At 50.6% G+C, this 12,322-nt stretch carries 10 protein-coding genes; all 10 read left to right on the forward strand.

Annotated elements, in window-relative coordinates:
- Nucleotides 1-105 precede the first annotated feature (105 nt).
- Nucleotides 106-2,475: a Tex family protein gene (locus RF679_RS16495; protein WP_309481724.1), complete on the forward strand. Its 2,370-nt coding sequence runs from the start codon at nucleotides 106-108 to the stop codon at nucleotides 2,473-2,475.
- A gap of 326 nt (nucleotides 2,476-2,801) precedes the next feature.
- Nucleotides 2,802-3,227 (forward strand): c-type cytochrome, encoded by a 426-nt coding sequence (locus RF679_RS16500; RefSeq protein WP_309481725.1) that lies wholly within the window; start codon nucleotides 2,802-2,804, stop codon nucleotides 3,225-3,227.
- A gap of 49 nt (nucleotides 3,228-3,276) precedes the next feature.
- On the forward strand, nucleotides 3,277-4,668 hold the full coding sequence (locus tag RF679_RS16505; protein WP_309481726.1) for a cbb3-type cytochrome c oxidase subunit I: 1,392 nt from the start codon (nucleotides 3,277-3,279) through the stop codon (nucleotides 4,666-4,668).
- A gap of 49 nt (nucleotides 4,669-4,717) precedes the next feature.
- Entirely contained in the window at nucleotides 4,718-5,551 is an 834-nt protein-coding gene (locus RF679_RS16510; protein WP_309481727.1) for a CbbQ/NirQ/NorQ/GpvN family protein, read from the forward strand.
- A gap of 4 nt (nucleotides 5,552-5,555) precedes the next feature.
- Nucleotides 5,556-5,981 carry a hypothetical protein gene (locus tag RF679_RS16515; RefSeq protein WP_309481728.1) on the forward strand — a complete coding sequence of 142 codons (426 nt, stop codon included), beginning with the start codon at nucleotides 5,556-5,558 and terminating at the stop codon, nucleotides 5,979-5,981.
- Nucleotides 5,982-5,995: 14 nt separating this feature from the next.
- Complete coding sequence (locus RF679_RS16520; RefSeq protein WP_309481729.1) at nucleotides 5,996-7,072, forward strand: 4Fe-4S binding protein; 1,077 nt, start codon at nucleotides 5,996-5,998, stop codon at nucleotides 7,070-7,072.
- On the forward strand, nucleotides 7,057-8,916 hold the full coding sequence (locus tag RF679_RS16525) for a nitric oxide reductase activation protein NorD (protein WP_309481730.1): 1,860 nt from the start codon (nucleotides 7,057-7,059) through the stop codon (nucleotides 8,914-8,916). The genes RF679_RS16520 and RF679_RS16525 overlap by 16 nt, the downstream gene beginning before the upstream one ends.
- A gap of 455 nt (nucleotides 8,917-9,371) precedes the next feature.
- The gene (locus tag RF679_RS16530) at nucleotides 9,372-11,123 is read left to right on the forward strand and encodes a cytochrome D1 domain-containing protein (protein ID WP_373921695.1); all 1,752 of its coding nucleotides are present in this window, start codon (nucleotides 9,372-9,374) and stop codon (nucleotides 11,121-11,123) included.
- Between the two features lie 29 nt (nucleotides 11,124-11,152).
- Entirely contained in the window at nucleotides 11,153-11,482 is a 330-nt protein-coding gene (locus tag RF679_RS16535; protein ID WP_309481731.1) for a c-type cytochrome, read from the forward strand.
- A 109-nt stretch (nucleotides 11,483-11,591) separates the two neighbouring features.
- On the forward strand, nucleotides 11,592-12,197 hold the full coding sequence (locus RF679_RS16540; RefSeq protein WP_309481732.1) for a hypothetical protein: 606 nt from the start codon (nucleotides 11,592-11,594) through the stop codon (nucleotides 12,195-12,197).
- Nucleotides 12,198-12,322 lie beyond the last annotated feature (125 nt).

Genomic DNA, 12,322 nt, shown 5'->3' on the forward strand with positions numbered 1-12,322 from the left:
TCACGCCCTGCTGCGTGCGCTTGCTCCCACTTGCGATGGAATAATTTCTACCAATGTGATGGGCGTACACCTCAGCTTTTATCCTGAATTTTTATTGAATGATTTATGTTACCTTCGATTGAACATCGCCTCGCCGCCGAACTGAGCGCTAAACCTGAACAAATCGCCGCTGCTGTCGGCTTGTTGGATGAAGGCGCGACCGTGCCATTTATTTCTCGTTACCGTAAAGAGGTCACGGGTGGACTCGACGATACTCAATTGCGTACTTTAGAAGATCGCTTGCGTTATCTGCGCGAACTGGAAGACCGTCGCGCCGCGATCATCGCATCGATCGAAGAGCAAGGCAAAATGACGCCGGTTTTACTCGATGCCATCACGCACGCCGAAGATAAAACACGTCTTGAAGATTTGTATTTGCCCTACAAACAAAAACGCCGCACCAAAGCACAGATCGCTGTGGAAGCCGGTCTTCAACCTTTGGCCGATGCTTTGTTGGCGGATCCTAACTTAGTTCCTGAAACCGCTGCCGAAGCCTATTTAAAGCCGGCGTTTTCGACCGCCAATGGCGATAATCCTGGCGTTGCCGATGTCAAAGCGGCACTCGATGGTGCGCGTCAAATTTTGATGGAACGTTTCGCCGAAGACGCGACCCTCTTGCAAAGTATTCGTGAATACTTACTTGATCACGGCATCGTGGAAACGAAAGTCATCGAAGGCAAAGAAGATGCGGGTGCAAAATTCGCCGATTATTTCGATTACAGCGAAACGCTAGGCACTATTCCTTCGCATCGCGCTTTGGCGATTTTCCGCGGCCGCCGCGAAGAATTCCTAACCGTGAACTTGCGCCTCGATAGCGAAGAAGAAAAACCAAAATGGGATGCCCCTTTGAATCCCTGCGAGAGCCGTATTGCCGCACATTTCGGCGTCAGCAACAAAGGCCGCGCCGCCGACAAATGGCTGAGCGACACCGTGCGCTGGGCATGGCGTGTGAAAGTCTTCATGCATCTCGAAACCGAATTGATGACGAACTTGCGCGAGAAAGCGGAAGTGGAAGCAATCCACGTATTTGCGCGCAATCTCAAAGATTTGTTGCTGGCGGCACCTGCTGGTCCACGCGCAACCATGGGTCTTGATCCAGGTTTGCGTACCGGCGTGAAAGTCGCCGTGGTCGATGCCACCGGCAAGGTGGTTGACTACACCACCATCTATCCGCACCAACCACGAAATGATTGGGATGGCGCTCTGCATACCTTGGCACAACTTGCTGCCAAACATAATGTGTCTTTGATTTCGATTGGTAACGGCACAGCTTCGCGCGAAACCGATAAGTTGGCGCAAGACTTAATTAAACTCAAACCAGAACTCAAACTGACCAAGATCGTGGTGTCTGAAGCGGGCGCTTCAGTGTATTCTGCTTCTGAATTCGCCTCTAAAGAATTGCCTGACCTCGACGTCACGATTCGTGGTGCAGTATCGATCGCACGTCGTTTGCAAGACCCGCTAGCGGAATTGGTGAAGATCGATCCGAAATCGATTGGCGTGGGTCAGTATCAACATGACGTCAGTCAATCACAATTGGCGCGATCACTCGATGCAGTGGTGGAGGATTGCGTAAATGCGGTCGGCGTCGACGTCAATACAGCCTCTGCGCCTTTGTTGGCGAGGGTCTCTGGCCTCTCGAGTAGTGTCGCGCAAAGTATTGTTAATTTTCGCGATGCCAAAGGCATGTTTAAATCACGTTCCGATTTGCGCTCGGTGCCACGTTTGGGCGATAAGACCTTTGAGCAAGCAGCTGGTTTCTTGCGCATCATGAATGGCGATAATCCACTCGATCGTTCTGCGGTTCACCCAGAGTCTTATCCTTTGGTCGAAAAAATCTTGGCCGACATTAAGAAAGACGTCAAAACTGTAATTGGTGATAGCTCGGCACTCAAAGGCATTTCGCCAGCCAAGTATGCCGATGACAAATTCGGTGTACCGACCATTACCGATATCTTGAAAGAATTAGAAAAGCCAGGCCGCGATCCTCGTCCCGAATTCACGACCGCCACTTTCAAAGACGGTGTCGAAGAGATCAAAGACTTGCGTCCCGATATGATCCTCGAAGGCGTGATTACGAACGTCGCTGCCTTTGGTGCTTTCGTCGACATCGGCGTGCATCAAGATGGTTTAGTGCATATCTCGGCACTCTCGAATACTTTCGTCAAAGATCCGCATACGGTCGTCAAGGCGGGTCAAGTGGTCAAAGTCAAAGTCTTGGAGGTCGATGAAAAACGCAAACGCATCGCCTTGACCATGCGTTTGACAGACTCAGCGCCACAACCAGGTAGCAAACCCGAACAGCGCGCTGATCGCGATGACTCCCGTCGCCTCAATCAACATCGTCAACAACAAAGTCATCAAGCGGCAAATTCCATGGCCAATAACGCCATGAATAGCGCCATGGCCTCTGCCTTTGCGAAGTTGAAGCGTTAAGCTCGTCATTCCACATCAAAAAGCCTGCTCAATGAAACACTGAGCAGGCTTTTTTTCGCGCAGAAAAAGATCACACTTCATTTGATGTCGATCAAGCTTGCCGACAATTCGCTCGCAAGTTGATTCGCTTTCTGTCTCTGATTTTCCAAAGTTGACTGCAGTCAAGGAAATTGCGCACTGCACTCTTTACCATCCCCCGCGTAGTGTCAAGCGACCAACTACAGTCCGTGGAAGGGTTGAAGTCAATGATGCCCTTCTTAACATCCATCATCACTATTTCCATATTTCAAAACTGATGATGGTTTCAAGCATGGGGTTATATCAAGATGAGCTCATCGTTCACTAAATCCACCGCGCGGAATATCTTTTATGGAGGTTCCGTCTTCTTCTTTCTGTTTTTTGTTGGTCTCACTTTCGACACCATGAGTGGCTTGCCGAAGCGCGACAATAGCTCACAGCTGACTGAAGCCACCGCACGCGGCAAAAAGATCTGGGAAACACGCAATTGTATCGGCTGTCACACTTTGCTCGGCGAAGGCGCCTATTTCGCTCCTGAACTCGGCAATGTGTATAAGCGCCGTGGCCCAGAATTTATCAAAGCATGGATGGCTTCCCAGCCCACGGGTGCACCGGGGCGTCGCCAAATGCCGCAATTTCATCTCAACGAAGGCGAACTCAATGATTTGGTCGAGTTTCTGAAATACACCTCAGAGATCAACACCAGCAGTTGGCCACCCAATATCGAGGGTTAATTTGGACTTCCTTACAAAGTCGAGATGACAAAACCTAACGGAGAAACTCATGCAATATAAATCACAGGCAGTCGCGAAGCCTTATTTCATCGCGGCCATCGCCCTGTTTCTCGCCCAGATTCTATTTGGCTTGATCATGGGCTTGCAGTATTTGATCGGCGATTTTCTATTCCCCTATATTCCTTTCAATGTGGCCCGCATGGTGCACACCAATCTCTTGATTGTGTGGCTCCTGTTCGGCTTTATGGGTGCGGCATACTACTTAGTGCCGGAGGAATCTGAACGTGAGCTGCATAGTCCTAAATTGGCGATGCTCATGTTTTGGGTGTTCTTGGTGGCAGGCGCCTTAACCATTGTCGGTTACTTAGCGGTTCCGTATGCCTCGCTGGCCAAACTGACCGGCAACGACATTCTGGAAACCATGGGACGTGAATTCTTAGAGCAGCCGCTACCGACTAAACTCGGCATTGTGGTAGTAGCTCTGGTATTTCTCTTCAATATTTCAATGACGGTCTTAAAAGGCCGCAAGACCAGTATTAGCCTCGTCATGTTAGCGGGTCTCTGGGGCCTCGCTGTGTTCTTCCTGTTCTCGTTCTACAACCCAAGTAACCTCGTCAAAGACAAGTACTACTGGTGGTGGGTTGTCCATCTTTGGGTAGAAGGTGTGTGGGAATTGATTCTCGGTGCGATGTTAGCGTTTGTCTTGATCAAAGTAACTGGTGTGGATCGCGAAGTGATTGAAAAATGGTTGTATTCGATCATTGCCATGTCACTCATTACCGGTATCATCGGTACCGGCCACCACTACTATTGGATTGGTGCACCTGAATATTGGCAATGGTGGGGTAGCGTGTTCTCTGCGCTGGAACCAATCCCATTCTTCATGATGACGGTGTTTGCGTTCAACATGGTGAATCGTCGTCGGAAAGATCATCCTAACCGTGCCGCTGTCTTGTGGGCCTTGGGCACTGGTGTGATGGCTTTCCTCGGTGCTGGTGTGTGGGGCTTCTTGCATACGTTAGCGCCAGTCAACTACTACACGCACGGCACGCAAATTACTGCTGCCCATGGTCATATGGCCTTCTATGGTGCGTATGCGATGGTAGTCATCACCATGATCAGTTACACCATGCCACTCATGCGTGGACGTTTGGCGAATAGCAATCGTGCACAAGTCATGGAAATGTGGTCGTTCTGGTTAATGACTGTGTCCATGGTATTCATTACTTTGTTCTTGACTGCGGCCGGTATTTTGCAAGTGTGGCTACAACGTGTAGCAAGCTCTCCACTCAGTTTCATGAGTACACAAGATCAACTCGCCATCTTCTATTGGTTGCGTTTGGGTTCTGGTGTGATCTTCCTGATCGGCTTGGGTTTATACATCTTTAGCTTCTTTGCCCGCGCCGGCGATGCCGAGCCGGTCGCTGAAGCGTCCACTTAAGTTAATACGCCCGACCAAAATGGTCGGGCTTCTTTTTTATCATTAGATCATGAACGACTTTTTGCCTGCTGCCCTTCTTGAGAAGGTAAGTCCATCGCATTCTCAAGCTATTCCCTACTATCGCGAAGTCGGACAAGAATGTCAGTTGTTTGAATTCGCCTTCCAACGCGGTTTACCACTGCTCATTAAAGGGCCAACTGGATGTGGCAAAACCCGCTTCGTTGCCCATATGGCCGCGCGTCTGGAACGTCCATTGATCACAGTCGCTTGTCATGATGATTTGAGCGCCGCGGATCTGGTTGGTCGACATCTGATCGGCGACGGCGAGACGATATGGTCCGATGGTCCACTAACTCGCAGCGTCCGCGAGGGTGGCATTTGCTATCTCGACGAAATCGTCGAAGCTCGCAAGGACACCACTGTGGTGCTACACCCGCTGACGGATGACAGACGAGTACTTCCTATCGAACGTACGGGTGAGTTATTGCAAGCACCGAGCGAGTTTATGTTGGTTGCTTCCTATAACCCGGGCTACCAAAATCTTCTCAAAAACCTCAAGCCTTCAACACGGCAACGCTTCGTTGCGATTGAATTCTCTTACCCACAAGCGGAGATTGAGACCGACATCATCGTGCAAGAATCGGGTATCGACCGCGCTTGCGCCCAAACTTTGGTCGCCATTGCGCAGGCCTTTCGCCGCTTACAACATTATCATCTGGAAGAAAGCGCTTCGACACGTCTCTTGATTTACGCTGCCAAATTGATGCTCGCTGGTTTGACTCCGCGTGCGGCTTGTCATTTCGCCTTGGCGCAACCGCTGAGCGACGAAGCAAGCACCATTGCCGCTTTACTTGAAGTGATTCATCTCCACTTTGCTAGCTAAGTCTATGAGCGCGCCAACCTCGTCATCCAACACCCCTGCCAGCGAGGAAGAACTCAATCTTGCTGTGCGCGCTGCTGCACTGTATTTACTGAATATTTTGCTGCTACCAGGCCTTGCTTTTGTATTGTTACTGGCGATGTTAGTACGCCATCATCAGCACCCGTCGGCTCTGGTGAGGAATCATCTTGAACAAGCATTACGTGCCAGTTTATGCGCAGGGTTTATGCTCGTCTTGGTCAGCGCCATGGTCCTACTCTATGGCGACATTCACCATGTTCACACGTGGATGGGTTTGATTTTATATGTGCTTTGCCTGCACTCCGTTTTCATTCTGTTTGGTGTGCTCGCGCTCAGCCATGCACAAGCTGGTCGTCTCTTTCGTTATCCGCTGATTGGTGGCGCGAAGCTTGATTCTCAGTTTCCTGGATGACGAAAGCGGTACCCATGACGAAGGCAGCTCCAGAAATGTCAACATGCGCTTCACATTCAAACTCTTGTTCTTCCTCTGCGAAGCCCTCATCAAAAGCTGCGCGAGTTCAACAATGGCGCCGCTTCACACAGGCTGGCTTTTTTATCTTATTCATCATCGCCCCTATCTTTGATATTTTCAGGCTCGATCTCAATCTCAAACATTTCATCCTGTTCGGATTCGATTGGACTTTGGGGCTAGAACATTTTGTGCCAGGCAAAAGCTCTCCGCTAGAAGCCGCCAGCGCCATTTTTTTGAGAGCGATTCTGCCACTCTTGAGTCTTGCAGCGGCTCTCATTTATATCAGCTGGAAATGGGGTCGCCTTTACTGTGGTTGGCTCTGCCCCCACTTCTCCATGGTCGAAACAATTAATCAAACTTTGCGTAAAGCGATCGGCAAACAAAGTTTGTGGGATAGCGCTCCTATCCCTGAACATAATCCCGATGGCAGTACCACCAAAGCAGATCCGATCTGGTGGTTCTTAGTATTGCCCTTGGTCGCGCTCTGTGCCGTGACTTGGGCGGTGGCACTCCTGACCTATCTACTGCCGCCAATGGAGATTTATCACAACCTTTGGCATGCGACGCTCACCCGCAATCAAGCGGTTTTTATCACGGCTGCCAGCATTGCTTTCTTCATTGAATTTATGTTTGCGCGCCACCTTTTTTGTCGCTACGCCTGCGCGCTTGGGCTATTTCAAAGTCTCGCGTGGATGGCTAATCGCAAAGCCATGGTGGTGGGCTTTCAACGACCACGGGCGCGTGATTGCGCGAGCTGCGATTCGGCTTGTGACCACGCCTGCCCTATGCGTTTACAACCTCGCAGCGTCAAACGCATGATGTTCGCCTGCGTGCAATGTGGCCAATGCCTTGATGCTTGCGAGAAAAGCCAAACACACAATCCTGACGGACCGCTACTCACTTGGTTGCATGATCAAGAGGCGCAATCCGAGGCGGCGCTCAACGGAAAACAAGCGCGTATCATCACCATCCACCGCGCTCAGGAGCACCAAGAAAACACTCAGCAGGAGCAAACATGGAAGAAACCGTAGGCGCATGGTGGGACAAGATCGTCAGTAAGCTCGCCTATAGCGGTTTTACCGAGGCGCGGGTCGAGTTGCACGAAGTCGCACCCATCGCGGCCATCCTGTATCAAGCGCTTGGCGGCGATGCTGGTTTGCAGATCCAATCGGGTACTGCGCGCCAACATGGCGCACGACTCGGATGGCTGCAAAGAATCGCAGGCATCGGCGAGCGTCAAGAGGGCAGCTGGCGCACTGAGCGCGAGCTTTTCTTGCCGAGTTTCATCGACTACTTCCCCAGCAAGGAACTGAATCGTGAATTGTATTTGTGGCTGCTGATTTTACTTGCACACGATTGCGAACCCGAGGCGCCGTGGCTTCTGCGCAATCAAGCAGCTACCCTCAATGCACTCCAGCACCTGCCCGCTTTTCAACAACGTTACCAAGATCTGGTCGAGTGTCTGCTGCAATTGCGCCAACAAGTCTATCAGCCAAGCGAGAAAACCCAGGCCATCGAGCTGCAGATTGCGCAAGCACTACGACATCCCGGTAGCGTCAAGCTGCCACTTGAACTCAGCGTTGGCATCTATCCGGTGATCTGTTGGATGACACCTCATCCACCGGCCAAGGCAGCGCCCGCGCCGCGTCCTACCGCTCTCGATCAGCAGGAAAATCAGGCGCAGGCACAAAATCAACAAGAGCAAAAGCAAGACTTGTCACGTAAAAAACCTCAGGCCGAGCATACCGATATGCCCGAGCCAAAGAGTCCCTTCATGCTCTTGTTTAGAGCCGAGAGTTTGTTCTCGTGGGCGGAGTATGTGAAAGTCAATCGTGACCTCGATGAGGACGACAATCCCGATGCTGCGCGAGCCGCCGAAGATCTCGATATCTTAAGTATTGCCAATGACGGTAAATCTTTAGCCAGCCGCTTGCGCTTCGATTTGGATCTACCTGCAGAAGCCGAAGATGATTTGATCTTGACTGAAGGTTTGCGCTACCCCGAATGGGACTTCAAGAAGCAGTCTTATCGTGAGCACTACGCCCACGTTGAGCTGATGTTAGCGCGTCACACCGAGCAAGAAATGCTACCAGTGCGATTACATGTCCTCAGTCAAAAACTGCGACGTCAATTTCAATGCTTACAACCGCAACAAACTTTATTGAAAGCGCAAGCACAAGGCGACGAAATTGATATCGATGCTTGTGTGCGCTTCCTGACAGAGCCGTCACAACAAGCCCATGCCCGTACCACCCTACCGCAGGTGTACACAGCGTGGCGACGACAACAACGTGACCTTGCTTGCCTACTCTTAGCCGATTTGTCGATGTCGACCGACGCTGCGGTCGACAACCAGCAAAGAATCATCGATGTGATCCGTGACAGTCTCTATCTCTTTTCTGAGGCTTTGGACGCCAGCGGTGACAAATTTGCCCTCTATGGCTTCTCATCAGTGCGCCGTCATCACGTCCGCATGCACCTCTTAAAGGGCTTCGACGAGCGTTATAGCGGAGCGATCCGTGCCCGCATCGCCGAAATCAAACCGGGCTTTTACACACGCATGGGGGCGGCTGTGCGACATGCCAGCGCCACCCTACAACTACAAAGTGCGGAGCGACGCCTCTTATTGATTCTGACCGATGGCAAGCCCAACGACCTCGACCATTACGAAGGTCGATATGGCATCGAAGATACGCGCATCGCCATACAAGAAGCACGCGAGGCTGGCTTGATCCCATTTTGTGTCACGGTCGATGATGGGGCGCAGGATTACCTCCCCCACTTATTCGGCGCGAACGGCTTTACGATTGTCAAACACATCAACGAGCTACCAACCATCTTACCGCGCTTATACGTGCAGCTGACTTCGCATTGAAATCCTTCGGTTTAGGGACGAGGTTAACCCCAAGAACTTTGAAAACCCCTCAACACTGAGACACAGAGGCGCTGAGGAGCGCCGAGTAAATTGTGTTTGATCTCGTCTTAATCTTCGCCCGAATAAAATCATCTCACCTGGTCGTAGTTTTAGTGAACGCCAAAAAGCCAAAGTACTTAAAAGGCGCCCTTCTATGCTTCGGTTCCTCAGCATTCTTCAGCGTTCCTCAATCCCTCCGCGACTCGGCGTTGAGGGGTTTCAATACGATCTCCAAACATCCCAGCCACCGCGTTTCCAACAGCCGCTTTGATCTATCGCAAACCATGCTGCATTGCCCATCCAACTTGACTGGGGTCAATGATTTCGACTACCACGCGGCGTAGCCTGACGACAAGACCTACAGAACGACAACATCACAACATCACTACATCATTTACTGAGAGAGGAAACAAGAGATGAAAACGTCGAATACACTCAATGTACTGCGCACAGGTTTACGACCCATGGTTGCTGTGCTCGCAGCACTCCCATTGATCGCTGGCGTCGCCTACGCACAAGAGAAAAAGGATGAGAAAACGCACGGAGCAGCGGAACTCAAATACCAAGCGGGTGGTTCGCCACTCGCCAATGAAGCGATGCACCAGAACATCAATCCTAAAGCGCCTCCAATGACCAAGGCTGAATTCGATGCAGCCAAACAAATCTATTTCCAACGTTGCGCAGGTTGCCATGGCGTGTTGCGTAAAGGTGCAACAGGTAAAGCATTAACACCTGACATCACACTCGAAAAAGGTACAGACTATTTGAAAGTCTTTATCGCGTATGGCTCACCTGCCGGTATGCCAAACTGGGGTACCTCGGGTGACTTGACCGAAAAAGAAGTGGACTTGATGGCGCGCTATATTCAACAAGAGCCGCCAACACCACCTGAATTCGGTATGAAGGAAATGATGCAAACTTGGAAGGAAATTATTCCTGCATCGAAGCGTCCGACCAAGAAGATGAACAACTACAACATTGCCAATTTGTTCTCCACCACACTACGCGATTCTGGTGAAGTGGCCTTGATTGATGGCGACACCAAGAAGATTATCAACATCGTCAAGACTGGTTATGCGGTCCACATTTCGCGTATCTCGGCATCTGGTCGTTATCTGTACGTGATCGGACGTGACGCACGTTTGAACCTGATCGACTTATGGATGGAAAAACCAGATAACGTCGCTGAGATCAAAATCGGTTTAGAAGCACGTTCGGTCGAAACATCTAAATTCAAGGGCTACGAAGATAAGTTTGCGGTCGCTGGTTCCTACTGGCCACCACAATACGTGATGATGGAAGGCGATTCCTTGAAGCCATTGAAGATCGTCTCGACCCGTGGCATGACTGTCGACAATGAATACCATCCAGAGCCACGCGTGGCGTCGATTGTGGCCTCTCACTATCGCCCAGAATTCGTCATCAATGCGAAAGAAACTGGCAAGATCATGATGGTGAACTATTCTGACTTGAACAACTTAAAAGTCACCACATTGGACGCAGCGAAGTTCTTGCATGACGGTGGTTTTGATTCAACAGGTCGTTATTTCTTAGTCGCTGCGAATGCCTCGAATAAGATTGCCGTGGTCGATACTAAGGAAGACAAAATGGCAGCGATTGTTGATGTCGGCAAGACGCCACATCCAGGCCGTGGCGCTAACTTTGTTCATCCAAAATTTGGACCAGTGTGGGCGACCAGTCACTTAGGTGATGAAAGTATTTCCATGATTGGTACTGACCCAGTGAAACACAAAGCGCAAGCTTGGAAAGTGGTCGATACGGTCAAAGGCCAAGGTGGTGGTTCCTTGTTTATCAAGACTCATCCAAAATCGAAAAACTTGTGGGTCGACACGCCTTTGCATCCTGACGCGAAGATCAGCCAATCCGTTGCGGTGTTTGATATCAACAATCTCGAAAAAGGCTTCGTCACTTTGCCGATCGGTGAGTGGTCTGGCCTAGGTGAAGGTGCGAAACGTATCGTTCAACCAGAATACAACCAAGCTGGTGACGAAGTATGGTTCTCGGTCTGGAGCGCGAAAGATAAAGAATCTGCCATCGTGATCGTGGACGACAAAACTCGCAAGTTGAAAGCAGTGATCCGCGACAAGCGCTTGATCACGCCAACAGGTAAGTTCAATGTCAATAACACGCAACACGACGTTTATTAATGCACTCAAGATTTGATAAGAGGCTCATCATGAAAACAATGATTGCATCACTTACAGCCACCGCGGTGATTGGTTTAGGTCTCTGTGCTACGCCAGCATTCGCTAGCACCGGCCCAGAACTGACTCAGAAAAACGGCTGTATGGCTTGCCACGGCGTGGATAAAAAAATTCTAGGTCCTGGGTTTAAGGAAATCGCAGCGAAGTACAAAGGCAATGCCCAAGCTGCTACCTTGCTTGCCAAGAAAGTTAAAGATGGTGGTAGCGGTGCCTGGGGTCCCATTCCTATGCCACCGAATGGCGGCAAAGTTAGCGACGCCGATATCAAAACCATGGTGGATTATGTTCTCAGTCTGAACTAATCAATCTTCCCTCAGAAGTATGAGGGATTGAACAAATGAGTGAACAAGGAATTCAGCAATCAGGGTTCCATCTTCGGCGTGCCAGTTACCCTTGGCACGCCATTTTTTTATGCGCATTTTTTCACGCTTCCTTGTGCGGACACCATATTCAAAGCTGGCTGTCTTTTGTGGCTTGTCGCTGCTGAGTTTTATCGCCCCTGCTAGTGGCCAGCACCCAAGCAAGGATGACCATCGTCAACAGATGTGTGAGACTTCAACACTCCGTTTTCAGCTTACTGCTGACGGCGCACGTCTTGATGTCGTTGACCGGACCAGCGAAACTGTCATCGAGAGCACCGAGGTGAAGGATCACCGACACGATCCTGCGCAGATCGCTTTCTTGATCCATGCAGCACCCCGCAAAAGCTGCGTCGCCGTTTTGCAAACGGGCGACGAAATTTGGGAACTCTCGTATGCGGACGACCGAGAGCCTGTCTACCAAGGCTATGTGCACGATTACAAAATGCGAGAAGGAGTGCCAGATGCACGGCGTTACCCAGCGCGCATCACCATCCTCGAAAAGAAGTTTCGATGGATACGCTTCGACCAGCACAGCTTTCGCTATATGAGCGTGACCGATGACGAGGGCAAAACACAGATCATCAATCTCGACATTCGCCGCAAGATGTTAGACCTCCACTTCTCTGAAGAAATCGATCTCACAAAGTCGAAGTAGACCAATCTTCTACCGTAAACTACCGCGACTTCACGTCACAAAAAGAAAAAGCCTTACCACACTGCGGTAAGGCTCCGGCATTCACACTGGTTGGATTCACGCGGAATCAAAGCCGCGCAGTGGGT

This window comes from Undibacterium cyanobacteriorum (genome assembly GCF_031326225.1).
Lineage (GTDB): Bacteria > Pseudomonadota > Gammaproteobacteria > Burkholderiales > Burkholderiaceae_D > Undibacterium > Undibacterium cyanobacteriorum.